Genomic DNA, 20059 nt, shown 5'->3' with positions numbered 1-20059 from the left:
CCATGCATCCAATACGATGCGGGAATGATCGCAACGCAGCAGTCACTGACCCGGTCGACTGTCGCCCGTTACGCCGTCGGATCGCTCGGCACAGGAGGCTTCGCGACGCTCCCGGGGCTCGTCCTCGTCTACTACCTGACCGAGTCGCTCGGTGTGGCGGCCTTCGTCGCGGGTGCCGTCGTGACGGTCGCGAAAGTCTGGGACGTCATCATCGATCCGGTGATCGGCGCCCGCAGCGACCGGATGCTGGCCGCACGCGGATCCCGGCGCGGGATGATGCTGGTCGGCGCCATCGCGTTGCCGGTGTTCTTCCTGCTCACCTTCGCGGTCCCTCCCGGTACGCCGACAGGGGTGTCCGCGCTGTGGGTCTTCCTGGCCTTCGTCATCACGGCGACCGCGTTCAGCCTGTTCCAGGTGCCGTACATCGCTCTCCCCGCCGAGCTGGCCGCCGGGTACGACGAGCGCACGCGACTGCTCACCTGGCGGGTGGTCGTCCTCACGTTCGCGATCCTGCTCTTCGGAGCGGGCGGGCCGGCGCTCCGACAGCTCGGCGGCGGCTCCGGGTTCTCCGCGTACTTCGTGATGGCGCTCGTGGCCGGGCTCGTGATCGGGGCGGGCATGTTCGTCTCCGCGTTCGTCGCGCCACGCCAGCAACCCGCCGCCGTGCTGCCTCCGCGGGAGAGCGTGCTGGTGACGCTGCGCACCAACTACGCGGCCGGCATCGGCGCCCTCCGGGACAGCCAGCCGTTCCGGGCGCTCCTGCTGACGTTCCTCCTGCAGGGGCTCGCGACGGGGATGATGCTGACCGGGGCGAACTATGTCGCCACCTGGGTTCTGCACTCCGAGGACGCCGTCACGCTGCTCTTCCTCGCACTGATCGGTCCCGCGCTCGTCATCACGCCGGTGTGGGGGATCGTGGCGCGCCGGATCGGCAAGGAGCGCGGGTTCCGGATCGCGAGCGTGCTCTTCGGCGTCGCCGCATTGTCCATGGTCCTGCTGATCTGGTACCCCGGCGCGTGGGTCTACGCATCGGTGGCCCTCGCCGGCGCCGCCTACGCCGGGATGCAGTCCCTCCCGATGTCGATGCTGCCGGATGTGATCTCCCACGACGCCCGCAGCAAGGGGCCCGGCCGGGCCGGGACCTTCGGCGGCATGTGGACGGCGGGGGAGACGACCGGGATGGCCCTCGGGGCGGCGGCGTTCACGACCGTCATCGGCATCGCCGGCTACGTCTCGGGCGCGGCGGATCCCTCGGCCGCGACGGCGGGCGTCAGCCAGCCGGCGAGCGCGGTCGCAGGCATCGTGCTGGCCTTCAGCCTCATCCCCGCGGCGATCGTCGCGATCAGCCTCGTGCCGCTCGTCCGCTACCGGCTCCGGAAGGGAGACGTCGATGACGTCCTTTGACAGCAACGCGATCCTCGCCCGGCTGTCCGCACTGCGCGCCGCCGACGCGCCGACGCACGGCGGGCACGTGCTGAGCTATGTGTACGACTCCGGCATCGCCGAGCTCGACGAGCTGGCTGCAGCGGCCGTTCGCCTCGTGCAGCCCGTCAACGGGCTCGATCCCACCACCTTCACGTCGGTCGCCGTCATGGAACGCGAGGTGCTCGGCTTCGCCAGGGAGCTCCTCCACGGCGGTGATGAGGTCGTCGGCACGGTGACGTCCGGCGGCACCGAGTCGTGCCTCCTCGCCGTCAAGACCGCGCGGGAGGCGTGGCGTGCTGCGGGCGGCACCGGCCGGCCACGGATCGTGGCTCCGGTGACCGTGCACGCCGCCTTCCACAAGGCGGCCGAGTACTTCGGCCTCGACCTGGACCTCGTGCCCGTCGACGCCCGCACCGGCAGCCTGGAGGCCGGACGGCTGATCGATCGCCTCGGGCCGGACGTCGCTCTGGCCGTCGTCTCCGCTCCGTCCTACCCGTACGGGTCCCTCGACCCGGTGGAGGAGGTGGCAACGGCCTGCGTCGACGCGGGCGTCGACCTCCACGTCGACGGTTGCATCGGCGGGTGGATCCTGCCGTTCTGGCGGGAGGCCGACGGGTCGGCACTGCCCGCGTGGGACTTCCGGGTCGCCGGGGTCACCAGCGTCTCCGCCGATCTCCACAAGTTCGGCTACGCGCCCAAGGGGGCGAGCGTGCTCCTGCAGCGCGGCCGCGACCGGCAGCGACTGCAGTACTTCGCCACGACCGGCTGGCCCGGCTACCCGGTCGTGAACCCGACCCTGCTCGGGTCGAAATCGGCCGGCGCTCTCGCGGCTTCGTGGGCGATCATCCAAGCGCTCGGCGCCCGCGGTTTCGCCGAGCTCGCCGACGCCTGCCTGCACGCGACGCGTGCGCTGGCCGACATCGTCGGCGACATCGAGGGGCTGCGCGTCGTCGGCACGCCCACCGGGCCGCTGCTGGCAGTGGCGACGGACGACGCACTGCCCGCCGACCGCCGGGTCGATCCGCACCACTGGGCCGACCGCGCTCGCCTGCGCGGGTGGCACCTGCAGCTGCAGCCCGGGCTGGACCAGCCGGACGGCACCCGACTTGCCCCGACGACCCACCTGACGATCACGCCGGTCACGAAACGCAGGATCGAGGAGCTCGAAGCCGCCCTGCGCGCGTCCGCCGACGAGGTGCGCGGCACACCGCCGGTCGACGCGGAGGCGGCGCTGGCCGCGTTGCCGCCGCTCGCCGCCCGACCGCTCGACTCGGACACCGCCGCCGGCATCCTGCGGGCGGTGGGGATCGCGGGCGAGGCTCCGGGCCTCCCGAACGACCAGGCTCCGTTGCTCGCCCTGATCGAGGCGCTTCCGCGCCCGGTCACCGAGCGCCTGCTCATCGAGCTCCTCGCCCGAATCGTCGAGCCCTCCTGACCCGCGTCGGGCGGCGACGCTGCCGCTCAGCGGGTCGAGAGCGGCAGCTTGCGGCCGGGGAGGTCGCGCGGGCGCACGGCGAGACCGGCCGCCACGGCGCGGATGGCGACGGCAGCCGAGTCCTGCGGGTCGGTGACCACGATGGGCGCCCCCGCGTCGCCACCCGCGCGCAGGGACACGCTGAGCGGCACGCTCGCGAGCAGCGGCACCGGCTCCTCCTGGCCCGCACTGAGCCGACGCGCTACCTCCGCGCCGCCGCCGGAACCGAACAGCTCCAGCACGCTGCCGTCGGGCTGAGCGAGTCCCGCCATGTTCTCCACGACGCCGACGATCCGCTGGCCCGTCTGTCGGGCGACCACACCGCTGCGCTCCGCGACGTCGGCCGCCGCCGGCTGCGGTGTGGTCACCACCAGCACCTCGGCCTGCGGCAGCAGCTGCCCGACCGAGATCGCCACATCGCCCGTCCCCGGCGGCAGGTCGAGCAGCAGCACGTCGAGATCGCCGAAGAACACGTCGCCGAGGAACTGCTGGATGGTCCGGTGCAGCATCGGGCCGCGCCAGGCGACGGCGGCGGAGGCCGAGTCGACGAACATCCCGATCGAGATCACCTTCACGCCGTACGCCACCGGAGGCAGGATCATGTCGTCCACGCGGGTGGGCCGCACCGCGACGCCGTCGTCGTCGGTCAGGCCGAGGAGGCCGGGCACCGAGAAACCGTGCACATCGGCGTCCACGACACCGACCCGCAAGCCGCGCTCGGCGAGGGCGACGGCGAGATTCGCGGTGATCGTGGACTTGCCCACTCCGCCTTTGCCGCTGGTGACGGCGTAGATGCGGGTCAGCGAATCCGGGCCGAACTGCTGTGCTCGGGCCGCGCGGCCGCCACGCAGCTTCTCGGTGAGCGCCGCGCGCTCGGCGGGCGACATCACAGAGACGTCCACCGTCACGGCGGTGACGCCGGGCACGGCGGAGGTCGCGGCGCGCACGTCGCGCTCGATCGCGTCGGCGGCGGGACAGCCGACGATCGTGAGCTTGACCCGTACGGTCGCATGGCCGGCCGCATCGACCTCCACGCCGCCGATCATGTCGAGCTCGGTGACCGGTTTGCGGATCTCAGGATCGAGCACGCCGCCCAGCGCGCGCCGGACGAGCTGTGCCAGGTCGGAGCCGGCGGGATCGGTCTCAGGCACGCGCGCGTCCGCCCTCGCCTGTGCCGATCTGGTCGGGGTCGCCTTTCTCGAGATCCTCCAGCAGCGCGCGCAGCTCGGCGCGGATGAAGTCCTTGGTTGCCATGTCCTTGACCGCCAGGCGGAGCGCGACGACCTCCCTCGCCAGGTACTCGGTGTCTGCGAGGTTGCGCTCCGCGCGCTGGCGGTCCTGCTCGATCTGCACGCGGTCGCGGTCGTCCTGCCGGTTCTGCGCGAGCAGGATCAGCGGAGCGGCGTACGAGGCCTGGAGCGACAGCACCAGCGTCAGTGCGATGAATCCGAGCGCGGCCGAGTCGAACCGCCACGCATTCGGGGCGAGCGTGTTCCAGAGCATCCACGCCAGGACGAACACGGTCAGCCCCAGTACGAACCAGGGCGTGCCCATCGCGCGGGCGATCCACTCCGTGAACCGGCCGAACCGGTCGCTCTGCTCCACCGGGTCGCGCCGGGGGATCACCGACGTGCGGAGACCCTTCGGGGCGTCCAGGCTCGCGTCCTGCCTACCTCGTGCCACTTCCGCCCCTCCTTCCGTTCACGATGCGGATACTGCCGGTCTCGTCGGACGGGGCCTTCACGGGCTCGTCCTCGTCTTGACTTCGCCAGTCGTCGGGGAGCAGGTAGTCGAGGATGTCGTCGATGGTCACCACCCCGACGAGCCGATGCTTCTCGTCGACGACCGGGACCGAGACGAGGTTGTAGCTGGCGAGGATGCGTGACACCTCGGCCGCCGAGGTGTCGGCGGTCACGGGCTCCAGGCTGGGGTCGAGGAGCGTGCCGAGGCGGACGTGCGGCGGGTAGCGCAGCATCCGCTGGAAATGCACGATGCCGAGGAACCGCCCGGTGGGCGCCTCGTACGGCGGCAGCGTGACGCACACCGCGGCCCCGAGCGCGGGGGCGAGCTCGTGCCGGCGGATCAGAGCGAGGCCCTCCGCGACGGTGGCGTCGGCGGACACGATGATCGGCTCGGTCGTCATCAGGCCGCCCGCGGTCTCCGGCGCGTAGGTGAGGAGCATGCGGACGTCGTCCGCCTCCTCCGGCTCCATGAGCTCCAGGAGGTGCTCCCCGCGCTCGTCCGAGAGTTGAGCGATCAGGTCGGCGGCATCGTCGGGCTGCATCTGATCGAGCACGTCGGCGGCGCGATCGTCGTCGAGCTGGGAGAGGATCTGCACCTGCTCGCTCTCGGGCATCTCCTCCAGCACGTCGGCCAGGCGGTCGTCGGGGAGCTCCTCGGCGACCTCCAGCATGCGCTGCTGCGGGAGGTCGAGCAGGGTGTTCGCGAGGTCGGCGGGCTTGAGCTCCGAGTAGGTCGCGATCAGCTGCTCGGCCGACTGCGCCTCACCGCGTGCCTGCTTCTCGCGCACCTCGTTCCAGGTCGCGAAGGTGGTCGGGCCTTTGCCGAACGGGGAGGAGCCGGTCTTGGGCCGGCGCACGAAGAGCTGGCTGACCGCCCACTCGCCGGTGTCGGACTCCTCGATCGCGACATCCTCGATGGTCGCCTCACCGGTGCCGTCGGTGAAGACCACCTTGCGGCCCAGCAGTTCGGCTATGACCCGCACCTCACCGCCGCGCTGCTCGAAGCGGCGAACGTTGATCAGGCCGTTGGTGATGATCTGCCCGCTCGAGATGCTGGTGACGCGCCCGATCGAGAGGAACACACGCCGCTTGCCCGGGATCTCCACGATGAGACCTACGACGCTGGGCGGATCGTCCTTGCGGTACACGACCAGGACGTCGCGGACGCGCCCGACCCGGTCGCCGACCGGATCGAACACGCTGGTGCCGGCCAGTCGGGCGACGAAGATGCGGGTGCTCACGACTAATAACTTAAGCCCTACCGGTCGGGCGGACGGTGAGGATGGGACAATGGAGCATGACCACTCCCAGCCCGCTCGGCGGACGAAACCGGATGCTCTTCCCGACGATGCCGCGGGGAGAGGTCGTGGCCACCTACGAGACCTACCTCGACGCGCAGCAGGCCGTGGACGTCCTGGCCCGCGCCGACTTCCCCGTCGACAAGGTGTCGATCGTCGGCAGCGACCTCAAGAGCGTCGAGCGGGTCACCGGAAAGCTGACCTGGGGCCGCGTCGCGCTGGCGGGTGCGGCCTCCGGAGCCTGGCTCGGAATCTTCTTCGGGCTCCTGCTGCTCATCTTCTCGCCGACCGTGAGCTACGCCTTCGTGATCGCGGCGGTGCTCATCGGCGCCGGATTCGGCATGCTGTTCGGCGTCGTGTCCTACGCGATCAACCGGCGGCGCCGCGATTACACCTCGGTGATGCAGGTGATCGCCACGAGCTACTCGGTGCTGGTCGACCCCGATCTCGTCAACCGTGCGCGCAACCTCCTCGGTGGGGAGCCCGACATCGCCCCGGCGCCGGGAGGCTGGGCGCAGCCGCAGCATCCGTCCGACCCGCCGCCCGCTCCGCCCGCCGGCGACGACGGGCTCCCGCCGGCACCGCCCGCCTGAGACGATTCGAAGGGCCGCCAGCCGATGGGTGGCGCAGCAGGGACGCTCGGGCGCAAGATGTCGCTGAGGACAGCATGGAACCCGAGAACCCGAGAACCGCAGCGCCCGCCTCGGAGGCGGCGCTACGCGCGCAGTTCGACTCCCTCGCCGCGATGGCGGAGGACTTGGCGGGCCACTTCGCGCCCGGACCTCTGCTGGAGCGCATCCTGCGCCACACGCTCGAGCTGCTCGACTGCGACAGCGGGTCGATCTGCACCGTCGATGAGGCGTCCGGGTCGTACCGCAAAGACGTCGACCTCGGTGTCGGCTGCCAGTCGGGCACGACGTTCCCGCTCGACGAAGGCGTGACCGGGGAGGTCGTGCGCGCCCGCTCGACCGTCCTGTTCGACGAGTACGCGCAGGTGCGCGGCGGCCACATCCAGGGGGCCGATCGCGACCTCCTGCACGCGACGATCGGGGTGCCGATCCGCTGGAACGACGCCATCATCGGTGCGGTCGTGGTCTTCAGCCGGGAGGCAGGGCGGCGCTTCACTCCGGAGGAGGCCTCCCTGGTCGAGCGCTTCGCCGCGCACGCGGCCATCGCCATCACCAATGCCCGCCTGCACGCCGTGGCGGCCGAACGGTCGCGGGAGGCCGCGGTCGCCGGCGAGCGCGATCGGGTGGTGCGTGACGTGCACGACACCGTGGGACGCGGGCTGGCCGACATCCTCCTCCGGCTCGACGAGGCGGAACGTCGTCTCGCGGCGGGAGAGCCGGCCGGGGAGGCGCTCGCACAAGCGCGTCACGCCGCCCGCTCGGCGCTGAGCGAGACGCAGCGCACGGTGCTTGGTCTCGGCCCTGAGCAGCTGGACGGCCGATCGCTCAGCGAGGCGATCTCCCTTGAGCTCGCCTGGGCGGAGTCGGCCGCTGGGCTCAGCACCCGGCTGGTGATCGTCGGCGAGCCCGGCACGCTTGCGCCGGAGACGGTCCGGCAGCTGTTCCGGATCGTGCAGGAGTCGCTCACGAACGCCGTCGAGCATGCGTCGGCGCATCGGGTACGGGTGGGGATCGTCTACGGCGAACACGAGGTCACGGCGCTGATCGAGGACGACGGGCGCGGCTTCGACGTGACCGGCCTCAGCCGGCCGCCGAACCGCCCGCTGCGCGGCCTGGGCCTGCAGGGGCTCGCCGCCCGCGCGGAGCATCTCGGCGGCAGCGTGCACGTGGAGTCCACGCCGCAGTGGGGCACGCGGGTGCGCGCCGAACTGCCCGTCGCCGCGACGGCACCAGGGCCCGACCGTTCGCGGTGGCGGCTGCTGATCGTGCACGCCAGCCCGCTGATCCGTTCGGGACTCGTGCGCTCACTGGCACTGGCGGAGCCCGACATCCAGGTCGTCGCGGAGGTCGGCGACGCCGAGGCGGCGATGGAGGCGTTCGATCTGTTGCGCCCCGATGTCGTGCTCTCCGATCTCGACCTGCCGCACATCGACGGCACTCAGCTGACCTCTCATCTCCGGGCAGTGGACGACGAGGCGCGAGTGGTGCTGCTGATCGGATCGATCGCCGACGATCGGCTGCTCGGCGCGACGGGGGTCGGAGCCGCCGGCTTCGTCGAGCTCAGCGCGGAGCCCGCGTCGATCGCCCGGGCCGTGGTCGCGGCCGCGCGGGGCGACCTCCTGCTCAGCCCCGAGATCCTGAGCCGGTTCTCGGTCTCGCTCACCGGTGGCCCCGAGCCGCTCACCGCCCGCGAGCGGGAGGTGCGCACCCTTGTGGAGCAGGGGATGACGGACAAGGCCATCGCGGCCGAGCTGCACATCTCGGTGAAGACGGTCGAGAAGCATGTCGGGGCGCTGCTGCGCAAGACGGGTGCGGCGAACCGCACGGCGCTGGCCGGCCTCGCCTCAGGCCGGCGCTGAGCAGCAGCCGGGGCGGCCTGGCAGCCCGGGGCGGGGAATCCCTACCCGGCGGATGGGGGATCCTCCCGTGTCGCTGCTGGACCGCGGCACCTTAGCCTGCCGGTGGACGAGGAGGTCGGTCATGCCCGTGGTATCGCTGAAGGAGATCGTCGACAGGGCGTTCGAGGGCCGCTACGGCGTCCCCGCGATCAACATCGTCAACGATCTCACGCTGGAGGCCGTGCTGGCCGGCGCGGTCGAGGCGCGGTCGCCGGTGATCGTGCAGACTTCGGTCAAGACGGTCAAGTCGATCGGCTCGGACGTGCTGTTCACGATGTGGGAGGCGATGACGGCCGGCATCGAGGTGCCCGTGACGCTGCACCTCGACCACTGCCCGGAGCGGGCGGTCATCACCGAGTGCCTCGACCGAGGCTGGAACTCGGTGCTGTTCGACGCCTCTACCCTCACGGTCGAGGAGAACCAGCGGCAGACGGTCGAGGTGGTCGCCGAGGCCCGTCGGCACGACGCGCACGTCGAGGGCGAGATCGAGGCGATCAAGGGCGTCGAGGACGGCATCGGCGCCGACACCGAACCGCGCAGACAGAGCCTGGAGACGGCCGTGACCTTCATCCGGGAGACCGGCGTCGACGTCTTCGCACCGTCGATCGGCAACGCCCACGGTGTCTACTCGGCGACGCCCGAGCTCGATTTCGAGCGAGTCACCGAGTTGGTGGAGGCGACCGGCGTGCCGATCGCGTTGCACGGCGGCAGCGGGATGACGGACGCGCAATTCCACGACCTGATCGCGCGCGGCTGCGCCAAGGTGAACATCTCGACAGCCCTCAAGATCGAGTTCATGAAATCGAGCCTCGCCTTCCTGAAAGGCGCGGAAGCCGCGGACAAATGGGACCCGCCGTCCCTGTTCCGTGACGTGCGGCAGCACATCGTCGACCTGACGACCGGACTCGCCGCGACGTTCGGCAGCGCAGGCAAGGCGTGGTGACCGGATGCCCGCGCTGATCTTCGACTGCGACGGCGTGCTGGCCGACACCGAGCGCAACGGGCACCTTCCGGCGTTCAACCAGACCTTCGCCGAGTTCGGGGTGCCGGTGCACTGGAGCGACGACGACTACCGGCAGAAAGTGCTGATCGGCGGAGGCAAGGAGCGGATGGCCAGCATCCTCACGCCCGAGTTCGTCGCCGCGAACGGCCTCCCGGCCGACGAAGAGGGGCAGCGTGCGCTGCTGGCCGAGTGGCACAAGCGCAAGACGGCCATCTACACGGAGCTGGTGGCATCGGGGGCGCTGCCGCCGCGGCCGGGGATCGCGCGGATCGCCCAGGAGGCCGCGGACGCCGACTGGACGCTGGCGGTGGCCTCCACCTCGGCCGAGCCGTCCGTGCGCGCCGTCCTCGTGCACGCGGTCGGAGAGGCGCTGGCGGAACGGTTCGCGGTGTTCGCTGGCGATATCGTCGCCCACAAGAAACCCGCGCCCGACATCTACCTTCTGGCGCTCGACCACCTCGGCATCGGGGCGGACGACGCGGTCGTGGTGGAAGACAGCGGCAACGGAGTTCGGGCGGCCGTCGACGCGGGCCTGCGGACTCTCGTCACGGTGAGCGCCTACACCGCCGACGAGGACTTCGGGGGAGCCTCCCTCGTGGTGACCTCGCTCGGCGATGCCGGCGACCCCGCCGAGGTGCTGGCCGCACCGGCCGGCGTGGAGCCCGGACCGCTGGTGGAACTCCAGGACTTCGTGGCGGTCCTGCACCGTCCTCGGCCCTGAAAGCACGACGCAGGCAGGCGAGCAGGCAAGGAGTGGACATGACCCAGAGCTTCGACGACGTGGAGTTCGTGGTGCGCACGATCGCGCAGACGGCCGTCGACAACGAGAAGGCGTTCGGCGACCTCGACTCGGTCGTCGGCGACGGCGACTTCGGTTTCTCGCTCGCCCGGGGCTTCGAGATCGTCCTGGCGGACTGGGACGGCTACGACCGGAGCGACATCGGCACCTTCCTGCAGAAGGTCGCCGTGGCGATCACCAGCCGCATCGGCGGAACATCCGGGCCGATCTGGGGCACGGCGTTCCTCCGCGCGGCGACGGTCTCCAAAGGCAAGGACACGCTGAGCGGGGAGGACGCGGTCGCGATGCTGCGTTCGGCCATCGACGGCATCAAAGCCCGCGGCAACGCGGACGTCGGGGACAAGACCCTCCTCGACGCGCTCGTGCCGATGACCGACACCATCGAGTCAGGGGTGCGGGCCGGCACCGGCAGCGACGACATCGTCGCGGCGGCCGCCGTGTCTGCGCGCGAGGCCGCCGACGCGACCGTCACCATGCAGGCCATGCGCGGCCGCGCCGCCTACACGGGCGAGCGCAGCATCGGCTCGCCTGATCCGGGCGCCGTCGCAGTGGCGGTCATCCTCGAACGACTCGCACCCGCGTGGCCCGACCGCCCGCGCGCCTGACCGACCGGAGCCGGCACACACGTTCCACGAACCCCACACCCGAAGGAGCAGTCCCCATGAAGAAGTTCGTCAACGATCCCCTGAAGTACGTCCCCGACATGCTGAAGGGCATCGCCCTCGCCAACCCGGACACCCTGCGCTACGTGCCGGAGTACAACCTCATCATGCGTGCGGACGCCCCGCGCGACGACAAGGTCTCGATCATCCAGGGCTCCGGCTCCGGGCACGAGCCGGCTCACGTGATGACCGTCGGCAAGGGGATGCTCGACGGCGCCTGCCCTGGCGACGTGTTCGCGGCGCCGCCTATGGACTACGTCTACGAGACGACCAAGCTGCTCGCGTCGCCGAAGGGCGTCCTGCTGCTGGTGAACAACTACACCGGCGACAAGATGGCGTTCGACATGGCGCAGGAGATGAGCCTTGCAGACGGCGTGAACGTCCGGACGCTGTTCATCGACGACGACGTCGCCGTGCAGGACTCCACGTATACGGTGGGCCGCCGCGGCGTCGCCGGCAACTTCTTCGTCATGAAAGCCGTCGGCGCGGCGTCCGAGGCCGGCGCCGACCTCGACGAGGTGGTCAGGATCGGCGAGAAGGTCAACTCCGTCACCCGTACGATGGGCCTTGCGCTCACGGCCTGCACACCGCCGGCGAAGGGATCGCCGCTGTTCGAGCTCGGCGACGACGAGATCGAGATCGGCGTCGGCATCCACGGCGAGCCCGGGCGGAGGCGCGCGAAGATCGAGCCGTCGGACGCCCTCGTCGACATCCTGCTCGACCCGGTGGTCGCCGACCTGCCGTTCGAGCGCGGTGATCGGGTCGCGCTCATGGTGAACGGTCTCGGTGGCACCCCGATCAGCGAGCTCTACATCGCGTACGGGCACGCGCACGAGCAGCTCGCCGCGAAGGGCATCACCGTCGGCCGCAGCTACGTGGGGGAGTACTGCACCTCACTCGACATGGCCGGTGCGTCGATCACGCTCGTCCGCCTCGACGACGAGATCGAGAGCCTCCTCGCCGCCCCCGCCGAGATCGCGCTGCGCATCTTCTAAGCGGCTCGAAGGGCACGTAAACGCCCTGAAACTCGTTTTAGGGGCGTTTGCGTGCCCTTCGGCATCAGCTCAGGCGCCGGACCCAGGCCTCCACGTCGTCGGCGGTGCGGGGGAGGGCGATCGAGAGGTTCTCGGCGCCGTCGGCCGTGACGAGGATGTTGTCTTCGATGCGCACGCCGATGCCGCGGAACGGCTCCGGCACCGTCAGGTCGTCGGGCTGGAAGTAGAGCCCCGGCTCGATCGTGAAGACCATGCCGGGCTCCAGCACGCCGTCGAGGTACATCTCGCGCCGGGCCTGCGCGCAGTCGTGCACGTCGAGCCCGAGGTGGTGGCTGGTGCCGTGCACCATGTACCGCCGGTGGTGCTGGTTGTCGGCCTGCAGCGCCTCCTCGGCGGTCACCGGGAGCAGTCCCCACTCGGCGGTGCGTCGGGCGATCACGGCCATCGCGGTCGCGTGGATCTCGCGGAATCGGATGCCGGGGCGCACGATCGCGAACGCGGCGTCCGCGGCCTCCCTCACCGTCTCGTAGACCAGTCGCTGGGTCTCGGTGAAGGTTCCGTCGATGGGGAACGTCCGGGTGATATCGGCCGTGTAGTAGCTGTCGACCTCCACGCCCGCGTCGAGCAGGATGAGGTCACCCGGCACCACGGGGCCGTCGTTGCGGGTCCAGTGCAGGATGCAGGCGTGCGGGCCGCTGGCGGCGATGGTGTCGTAGCCGACCGCGTTGCCGTCCGCGCGGGCGCGGCCGTTGAAGACCCCCTCCACGAGGCGCTCGCCGCGGGGGTGCGCGACGATGCGGGCGAGGTCGCCGATCACGTCGTCGAAACCGGCCGCGGTCGCCGCGATGGCCGCACGCAGCTCCGCGACCTCGAAGGCGTCCTTGACCAGGCGCAACTCGGACAGGTCGCGAGCGAGCGCGTCGTCGTCGCCGTGGTCTTCCGGGTCGAGATCGGACCCCGCCTCGGCGGCGAGGACCAGGCGCGTGGCGTCGACGCGGTCGGTCAGCTCGGGGTCGGCCTCGCGCAGCACGAGAGTGGAGGCGTCGACCGCGTCGAGAACGGCTTCCACGTCGGCGATGCCGCGGGTCGGGAGGTCGAGGTCGCCGGCGACCTGCGCGAGCGACGGGCGTGGCCCGATCCAGAACTCGCCGATCTCGGGGTTGGCGTAGAACTCGTCCGAGTCGCGGCCCGCCCGCTCGCGGAAATAGAGGGTCGCCTCGTGGCCGGAGCGCGTCGGCTCCAGCACGAGGACGCTGCCCGGCTCGGCGTCGGAGCCCCAGCCGGTGAGGTGCGTGAAGGCGGAGTGCGCCCGGAAGGGGAAATCGGTGTCGTTGGAGCGCTGCTTGAGCCGCCCGGCGGGGATGATCAGTCGGCGCCCCGGGTACAGCTCCGACACGCGCGCGCGGCGTGCCGCGGCGTAGGCCGCCTGCTCGCGAGGGCTGGGGACGACCTCCGGACGCTCCGCCCAGTTGCCCGCGATGTAGTCGCGGAACGCGTCGGATCCGGGCGTCGTGGACCGGTTCGCGGTCGCGCGCGGGGGTTCCGTCTCGCTCGGGGCATTCGGGTCGGTCGTGGCAGGTGCTGTGGGATTCTCGGACGACATGCGCACTATTCTTCCCCACCCGGGCGAGCGTGACACCCGCCGCCTCCGGGCGACCGCGAGGGTGAGCGGGTGAATCGCGGGTGGATCTACTGCGCGCGCACCGCCGTCCCGCCACGCACGACGACGTCGGTGCCGGAGGGCGACGGTGGGCGGGGTGTCACGATAACGGATATCGATCTGACGGCCGCGGCGCAGAGAGGAGCGCGAGTCGCATGATGAGTACGTCTTCGCGAAAGGGCGCGCTGGTCTCGATCGTGGCTCTGGTGGCCTTTCTGCTCGGTGCGTCGGGAGGAGGCGCCGCATTCGCGACGTGGACCGCGCACGTCACGGCTACGGGCAGAGTGACCGTCGGGGTCTCGATCAGCATTGCTCCGGTCAGCGACCAGACCTTCACCAACGACGCGATCTCGGTGACCTATGCCGCGAGTGTGACGAACGGGATGCCCGCCAGCTCGCCCGTCCCGGGTCAGATCGTGGTGCAGTTCCGTTCGGCGTCGGGCAATGCGATCCGGAACAACGCCGTTCTCGTCGCCTGGCCCGTCGCAGGGGGCACGACGTGTGACACGGCCGCTGTCGCGCCACCCGATGCCGTCGTCGGTGGGTGGGTTCCCGGGCTGACGATGCCCGCCGTCACGGTGATGCCGGCGACCACGCAGCAGATCTGCCTGAGGACCTCCTTCGTCGACAGGCAGCAGGCTGCCACGAACACCCTCACGGGCCCCTTCGCGATTTCGGTCGACGCGACGCTCACCGCCGGTGCCTACTCAGCGATCGCGACGACTCGGACCGCGACGTACCGGTCGCTCAGCATCGGGCTCTTCCGGATGACGAGCAATTTCTGGTTCAGTGTCAGTCCGACGGGCCAGACCGCCACCTGCATCGGCGTGAATGGCGGCATCGACGCCCCACCGGGCAGCGTGGTCGGTACTGAGCCCTGCCTTTCGCCGCCGGCATCGAACGCCAACGCGAGCCAACGACTCGCAATGAGCCAGATCGACACACACAGCGTCGCCGTGCGGCTGGGCGGCACAGCGGCCGACCGTGTGCTCCAGGTGAACACCGACGGGACGCTCACGAGCGAGACACGGGATCCGTCGAATCCCGGCCAGGTGTGGGAGTCGCAGATCACGGGGACGAACACGTACCAGCTCGTCGCCGACCAGTCGGGGCTCTGCCTGACCGCATCGACGACAGACGCGACACTGTCGCTGGCGCCGTGCGTCAACAGTCCCCTGCAGTGGTTCCTCTTCACCCAACTGGCTACCGCACCTCCGCCGCCGCTGTGAGCGCGCCGGGCGGCGTAGCGCATGGACGAAGCCGGTCGGCCGTCAACTCCTAGGATGGAGGGCATGGCTGCAGAGCGACGGTTCCGCGGGCCCGTCGACCTCCACACGCACTCCAGCGTGTCGGACGGCACGGAGACCCCCGCCGAGCTCGTGCGCGCCGCGGCCGTCGCGGGGCTGGGCACGGTCGCGCTCACCGACCACGACTCGACAGCCGGGTGGGCCGCTGCCGCCGCCGCCGGCGCGGGGGTCGGCGTGACGGTGATTCCGGGCATGGAATTGTCGACACGCGTCGAGTTCGCCAGCGTCCACATGCTCGGTTACCTGTTCGACCCGGCGGACGACGCCCTCGTCGCCGAGACGCTGCGCATCCGCGAGGGCCGCATGCGCCGCGCGGAGGACATGGTGCGCCGCATCGCCGAAGACTACGACGTCACCTGGGACGACGTGCTCGCGCAGGCCACAGAGGGCGCCACGGTCGGCCGGCCGCACATCGCCGACGCCCTCGTCGCCCGGGGCCTCGCCGAAGACCGCAGCGCGGCGTTCGCGGGTATCCTGCACTGGCGCAGCGGCTACTTCCAGCCGCACTACGCCCCCGATCCGATGACCGGGGTCCGCCTGATCCGCGGCGCGGGAGGCGTGCCCGTCCTGGCGCACCCGGCGACGAGCAGCAGGGGCGTCATCCCCGAGCAGCGACTCCGGAGGCTGGTCGACGCCGGCCTGTTCGGGCTGGAGCTCGACCACCGCGAGAACCGGCCGGAGGGAGTGGCCGAGCTGCGCCGCTACGCCGAGAAGTACGGCCTGGCGATCACCGGTTCCAGCGACTACCACGGCGCCGGAAAGCCGAACCGGCTTGGCGAGAACACGACCGATCCGGCCGTCGTCGACCGCATGATCGAAGAAGCGACAGGCGCGGCCCCTTTCTACGTCTGAGCGGAACCTGCCGTTAGCCTGGTCCGCGGGGATCGGGAAGCGAGGTTCGAGTGGCTCGGCGAGTCTGGACGTCTTCGATCACGGTAGCGGCGCTCGTCTGCGCGCTGACGGTGGCCGGAGGCGCGGCCCCCGCGAACGCGGACAACTACCCCTCCTGGGACGACGTGCAGGCGGCCAAGGCGAACGCCGCGGCGGCGCAGGCGGAGGTGGACCGCATCAACGGTCTGCTCGCCTCCCTGCAGACCGCTGCGAACGCCGCGGGCGACCTGGCTGTGAAGCGCCTCGGCGAGTACGGGCAGGCGGAGGCCGCCCTGAAGTCGGCGACGGCAAAGGCGCAGGACATCGCCCAGCAGGCGCAGGCGGCCGCGGCGAAGGCCGAAGAACTCCGCGCCCAGAGCGGAAAGTTCGCCGCGCAGCTCACGCGCTCTGGAACTTCCGACGTGTCGATCCGGCTCTTCCTCGGTGGCGCAGGGTCGCCCGGCTCCGCCGCGACGACCGGCTCCCATCCTTCCCTGCTCTATCAGCTCGGCGCGGTGTCCAAGCTGGCCGACCAGGCCTCCAGCCTGTTCGCCCAAGCGGCGGCGCAGAAGAACGCCGCGGCGGCGCTCAGCGAGCAGGCGAACGCGGCGCAGAAGATCCGCGACCAGCTCGACAAGGACGCGCAGAAGGCGCTCCAGGTGGCGACAGCGGCCAAGGCGGCGGCCGACGCGCAGCTGGCCGACCAGAAGCAGCACGCGAACACGCTGTACGCGCAGCTGGCATCGTTGCAGAACACCGAGGCGTCGGTGGAGCAGCAGTACGCAGCGGGCGTCGCCGCCGCCGAGGCCGCCAAGCAGGCGGCCAACAGCGGGGGAGGCTCCGACGGCTTCGCGCCTCCGCCCGGGATGAACGTCGACCCGGCCGCGGCTCAGGCGTACGCCTCCAGCCGGCTGGGCGCGTTCGGCTGGGGCCAGGACCAGATGGGCTGCTTGATCAAGCTCTGGAACCACGAGTCGGGCTGGCGCGCAGACGCGTACAACAGCTCGAGCGGTGCCTACGGCATCCCGCAGTCGCTGCCGGCCAGCAAGATGGCCACCGCCGGCTCCGACTGGATGACGAACCAGAACACGCAGGTGAACTGGGGGCTGGACTACATCAACCGCGCCTACGGGTCGCCGTGCGCGGCGTGGAACTTCGAGATGAGCCACGACCCCAACTGGTACTGATCCGGCTGTCGACGGGCTGACCTCCTCCAGTCGACAGAACACGCCGCCTGCCGGTGACGGCAGGCGGCGTGTCGTGTCAGTTCGGTGCGGCTGCGTGAGCTCGCGAGGACCTCAGCTCGCGGGAGTCGCGGGCGAGCCGCCGCGCGAGCGACGGCGACGCCGGCGCGGCGCGCTGTTGCCGTCGCGGTGCTGCGAGCCGCCGCCGTCGTGCGTGCCGGCGGCGGGCGCCTTCTGCTCACCGCCGTCGCTCGGGGCGGACGCGGGGGCTGTGGCCGTCGAGCCCTCGCCGCCGGAGGCCGCGCCCGAGCGGGTGCGGCGGCGACGGTTGCGCGAACGGCCCTCGCCCTGGTTGGCGGGCCCGGTCGAGTCACGGCGGGCGCCGTCCTGGTTCTCGGGAGCCTTGACCGCGGGGGTCGACTTGAGCCGGCCCTTCGCGCCCTCCGGGATGCTGAGGTCGCTGTAGAGGTGCGGCGACGACGAGTAGGTCTCCGTCGGCTCCGGCTGGCCGAACTCGAGGGCGCGGTTGATGAGGGCCCACTTGTGCAGGTCCTCCCAGTCCACGAACGTGACGGCGACACCGGTCTTGCCCGCGCGCCCGGTGCGGCCGGCGCGGTGCAGATAGGTCTTCTCGTCGTCGGGGATGGTGTGGTTGATGACGTGGGTCACGTCGTCGACGTCGATGCCGCGCGCGGCCACGTCGGTCGCGATCAGGACGTCCTTCTTGCCGGCCTTGAACGCGGCCATGGCGCGTTCGCGCTGCTCCTGGTTGAGGTCTCCGTGAACGGCGGCCGTGTTGAAGCCCCGGTCGCCCAGCTCCTCCATGAGCTTGGCCGCCGCGCGCTTGGTGCGCGTGAAGATGACGGTCTTGCCACGGCCCTCGGCCTGGAGGATGCGGGCGACCACCTCGTCTTTGTCGAGCGAGTGGGCGCGGTAGATGAGGTGCTTGATGTTGGCCTGCACCTGGCCCTCGTCGGGGTCGGTCGCCCGGATGTGGATCGGACGCGTCATGAACCGGCGCGCCAGGGCCACGATCGGGCCGGGCATGGTGGCCGAGAAGAGCATCGTGTGCCGGGTCGCCGGGGTCTGCGCGAACAGCTTCTCGATGTCGGAGAGGAAGCCGAGGTCGAGCATCTTGTCGGCCTCGTCGAGCACCATCTCACGAACGTTCGAGAGGTTGAGGAGGCGCTGGCCCGCGAGGTCGAGCAGACGGCCGGGGGTGCCGACGACGATCTGCGCGCCCGCCTTGAGCTGGGCGATCTGCCCCTCGTACGCCTTGCCGCCGTAGATGGCGGTGACGGTGGTGGGACGGTTGGAGGCGGCCTGCTCGAGGTCTTCGTAGACCTGCACGGCGAGCTCGCGGGTGGGGACCACGACGAGTGCCTGAACTCCGGGAGCGGGGTCGAGGCCGAGCCGCTGGATGATCGGGAGGCCGAAGCCGAAGGTCTTGCCGGTGCCCGTCTTGGCCTGGCCGATGATGTCCTGGCCGTCGAGGGCGAGCGGGATGGTCTGCGACTGGATGGGGAATGGCTCGACGATGCCCTTGCTTGCTAGGGCGTCCACCATGTCCTGGTCGATATTGAGTTCGGAGAAAGTCACGTAAATGTTGCCTGTCGGTCGAAAAGTGAGTCCACGCCCTGTCTCTCTTCGCAGGCGCAGGGCCGTCGATCCTGCGCCGACGGCACCACAAGCTTAGTGGACCTCCCCGTTACACTGCTGTACGTGTCAACCTGGTTCACCAGACGCCGGCCCGCGGTCGAGCTTCCCCGCCTCGCTCCGCGCGCTCCGCGGCAGCCGTCAGTGCGCGTCGACCTGCACGACGTGATGCCCGACCTCCTGCCCTACCTGGGCCAGGCGGCCTACCTGCAGCTGGAGCAGTTCCAGACCCTGTCGAGGGTCGCCGCCGACACCGACGCGCCGGGGGCGAAGAGCGTCGACGCGTTGCGCGCGAAGGAAGCCGTCGCGGTCGCCGCGGGCCTGGCGCTGTCGAAGCACCAGGGCATCGTGGCCGAGATCCGCCGGCGCGGCGACGAGCCCTCCGCGGTCATGCGGCCGTTCGCCGACGAGATCGAGGGCTTCCGTGCCCTGCTGATCGGCGCCGACTGGCGGGAGACCCTGCTCGCCGCGCTGATGACGGGCGGCCTGCTCGACGACTTCTTCATCCGGCTGGCGGCCGGCCTGCCCGGCGATGTCGGGCCGCGCGTGGCCCAGTTGCTCGGCTCGGACTCCGGCCAGGAAGGTCTGCTGCAGGTGCTGCGCGGCGAGATCGAGGCCGACCCGCAGCTCGGATCCCGACTGGCCATGTGGGGCCGCCGGCTGGTGGGCGACACGCTGCTCGTCGCTCGCTCGGCCCTCCACCTGTCGGGCAATCGTGCGGCGGACGACGAGCGCATCGAGCCGATCTTCACCGAGCTGATCGCAGCTCACACGCGCCGGATGGATGCGCTGGGCCTGACGGCCTGACGGCGCGGAGGATCTCCTCCGTTGCCATTACGGCGCGGTCAGCGGGCGACGGCGCCCCGGGCGAGCGTGTGCAGGAGCTTCTCGTCGTGGCTCGTGCGCACCCGCCCGATGACGAGGTCGGCCACCACGACGATCGCCGCGGTGCCGAGCAGGGTGATCCACCAGATCCAGCCGCCGTTCCACTTGAGGCCGGCCCAGGTGAGGGCGACCCAGAGGACGCATGTTGCGCTCACCCCGAGTGCCGGGATGAGCACGGAGCCGTGCGTGTGACGGTGGGGCAGGAGGTACCGGGCGCCGAGGCCGAGGATGGCGCCGGCGAGCGCGACGAAGAGCAGTTCCACGGTCGGGAATCTAGCCGACGAAGCCGATGCGGCGCGACTCCTCGGTGCCGACCTCCACGTACGCGATGCCGGCGGTGGGCACGATGTAGACGCGGCCCTTGTCGTCAGCGAGCCTGAGGATGCCGGTGCCGCTGGTGAGGCCGGCCTGGATCTGCTCGGTGAGCTCCTCGGCCGACTGGGCCGACTCGAAGCTGAGCTCTCGGGGGGCGTTGACGATTCCGATGCGGATCTCCACGGGATTGTGCCTTTCGAATCAGACCGGCGGTTGCGAGTTCAGACTACGGCACACGGCTCGCGGGGCCCGGTCGC

Annotated in this window: 19 protein-coding genes; 12 read left to right on the top strand and 7 right to left on the bottom strand. The window is 70.9% G+C overall.

The features are described from left to right. Nucleotides 1–24: 24 nt before the first annotated feature. Complete coding sequence (locus AC0HS0_RS14790) at nt 25–1404, top strand: MFS transporter (protein ID WP_472964808.1); 1380 nt, start codon at nt 25–27, stop codon at nt 1402–1404. Further along, nucleotides 1391–2860, top strand: coding sequence for a pyridoxal phosphate-dependent decarboxylase family protein (locus AC0HS0_RS14785; RefSeq protein ID WP_472964807.1), 1470 nt, complete (start codon nt 1391–1393; stop codon nt 2858–2860). Before AC0HS0_RS14790 ends, AC0HS0_RS14785 begins: the two co-directional genes overlap by 14 nt. A gap of 26 nt (nt 2861–2886) precedes the next feature. Here the strand turns inward: AC0HS0_RS14785 and AC0HS0_RS14780 are convergent, their stop codons facing one another. From AC0HS0_RS14780 to AC0HS0_RS14770, 3 genes are read right to left on the bottom strand one after another with little or no spacing between them, the layout of a single operon-like run. Continuing rightward, a complete protein-coding gene (locus tag AC0HS0_RS14780; protein ID WP_472964805.1) occupies nt 2887–4050 on the bottom strand; it encodes an Mrp/NBP35 family ATP-binding protein in 1164 nt (387 codons plus the stop codon). Continuing rightward, nucleotides 4043–4582: a DUF1003 domain-containing protein gene (locus AC0HS0_RS14775; protein ID WP_472964804.1), complete on the bottom strand. Its 540-nt coding sequence runs from the start codon at nt 4580–4582 to the stop codon at nt 4043–4045. The genes AC0HS0_RS14780 and AC0HS0_RS14775 overlap by 8 nt, the downstream gene beginning before the upstream one ends. Next, nucleotides 4569–5882 (bottom strand): magnesium transporter MgtE N-terminal domain-containing protein, encoded by a 1314-nt coding sequence (locus AC0HS0_RS14770; RefSeq protein WP_235493448.1) that lies wholly within the window; start codon nt 5880–5882, stop codon nt 4569–4571. The genes AC0HS0_RS14775 and AC0HS0_RS14770 overlap by 14 nt, the downstream gene beginning before the upstream one ends. A gap of 56 nt (nt 5883–5938) precedes the next feature. Between AC0HS0_RS14770 and AC0HS0_RS14765 the strand changes: the two genes are divergently transcribed. The 6 genes from AC0HS0_RS14765 to dhaK all read left to right on the top strand — a co-directional run bounded on the left by AC0HS0_RS14765 (nt 5939) and on the right by dhaK (nt 11925). Further along, nucleotides 5939–6532, top strand: coding sequence for a YflT domain-containing protein (locus tag AC0HS0_RS14765; RefSeq protein WP_472964803.1), 594 nt, complete (start codon nt 5939–5941; stop codon nt 6530–6532). Between the two features lie 74 nt (nt 6533–6606). Beyond that, complete coding sequence (locus AC0HS0_RS14760; protein ID WP_472964801.1) at nt 6607–8427, top strand: ATP-binding protein; 1821 nt, start codon at nt 6607–6609, stop codon at nt 8425–8427. A 121-nt stretch (nt 8428–8548) separates the two neighbouring features. Next, a complete protein-coding gene (locus AC0HS0_RS14755; RefSeq protein WP_472964800.1) occupies nt 8549–9409 on the top strand; it encodes a class II fructose-bisphosphate aldolase in 861 nt (286 codons plus the stop codon). 4 nt (nt 9410–9413) lie between these two features. After that, the gene (locus tag AC0HS0_RS14750; RefSeq protein WP_472964799.1) at nt 9414–10190 is read left to right on the top strand and encodes an HAD-IA family hydrolase; all 777 of its coding nucleotides are present in this window, start codon (nt 9414–9416) and stop codon (nt 10188–10190) included. A 38-nt stretch (nt 10191–10228) separates the two neighbouring features. Continuing rightward, a complete protein-coding gene (dhaL, locus tag AC0HS0_RS14745; RefSeq protein WP_472964798.1) occupies nt 10229–10873 on the top strand; it encodes a dihydroxyacetone kinase subunit DhaL in 645 nt (214 codons plus the stop codon). A gap of 56 nt (nt 10874–10929) precedes the next feature. Further along, on the top strand, nt 10930–11925 hold the full coding sequence (gene dhaK, locus AC0HS0_RS14740) for a dihydroxyacetone kinase subunit DhaK (protein WP_472964797.1): 996 nt from the start codon (nt 10930–10932) through the stop codon (nt 11923–11925). 64 nt (nt 11926–11989) lie between these two features. On the opposite strand, the gene AC0HS0_RS14735 is transcribed toward dhaK, so the two are convergent. Further along, a complete protein-coding gene (locus AC0HS0_RS14735; protein ID WP_472964796.1) occupies nt 11990–13528 on the bottom strand; it encodes an aminopeptidase P N-terminal domain-containing protein in 1539 nt (512 codons plus the stop codon). 212 nt (nt 13529–13740) lie between these two features. Between AC0HS0_RS14735 and AC0HS0_RS14730 the strand changes: the two genes are divergently transcribed. The 3 genes from AC0HS0_RS14730 (at nt 13741) to AC0HS0_RS14720 (ending at nt 16949) form a co-directional block, all read left to right on the top strand. Beyond that, nucleotides 13741–14814 carry a hypothetical protein gene (locus AC0HS0_RS14730; RefSeq protein WP_472964795.1) on the top strand — a complete coding sequence of 358 codons (1074 nt, stop codon included), beginning with the start codon at nt 13741–13743 and terminating at the stop codon, nt 14812–14814. 63 nt (nt 14815–14877) lie between these two features. Then, nucleotides 14878–15744 carry a PHP domain-containing protein gene (locus AC0HS0_RS14725; RefSeq protein ID WP_472964794.1) on the top strand — a complete coding sequence of 289 codons (867 nt, stop codon included), beginning with the start codon at nt 14878–14880 and terminating at the stop codon, nt 15742–15744. A 50-nt stretch (nt 15745–15794) separates the two neighbouring features. Beyond that, entirely contained in the window at nt 15795–16949 is a 1155-nt protein-coding gene (locus AC0HS0_RS14720; protein ID WP_472964792.1) for an aggregation-promoting factor C-terminal-like domain-containing protein, read from the top strand. Nucleotides 16950–17060: 111 nt separating this feature from the next. On the opposite strand, the gene AC0HS0_RS14715 is transcribed toward AC0HS0_RS14720, so the two are convergent. Beyond that, on the bottom strand, nt 17061–18545 hold the full coding sequence (locus AC0HS0_RS14715; RefSeq protein WP_472964791.1) for a DEAD/DEAH box helicase: 1485 nt from the start codon (nt 18543–18545) through the stop codon (nt 17061–17063). Between the two features lie 123 nt (nt 18546–18668). Between AC0HS0_RS14715 and AC0HS0_RS14710 the strand changes: the two genes are divergently transcribed. Then, on the top strand, nt 18669–19409 hold the full coding sequence (locus tag AC0HS0_RS14710; RefSeq protein WP_472964790.1) for a ferritin-like fold-containing protein: 741 nt from the start codon (nt 18669–18671) through the stop codon (nt 19407–19409). Between the two features lie 38 nt (nt 19410–19447). On the opposite strand, the gene AC0HS0_RS14705 is transcribed toward AC0HS0_RS14710, so the two are convergent. Further along, nucleotides 19448–19750 (bottom strand): hypothetical protein, encoded by a 303-nt coding sequence (locus AC0HS0_RS14705; protein WP_472964788.1) that lies wholly within the window; start codon nt 19748–19750, stop codon nt 19448–19450. 10 nt (nt 19751–19760) lie between these two features. Continuing rightward, entirely contained in the window at nt 19761–19985 is a 225-nt protein-coding gene (locus tag AC0HS0_RS14700; RefSeq protein WP_472964787.1) for a DUF3107 domain-containing protein, read from the bottom strand. Nucleotides 19986–20059 lie beyond the last annotated feature (74 nt).

It is taken from the genome of Leifsonia sp. PARNA 1/14 (assembly GCF_055720965.1).
Note: the sequence above shows the minus strand (reverse complement) of the source record. Positions and strands in the feature narration are given on the sequence as shown.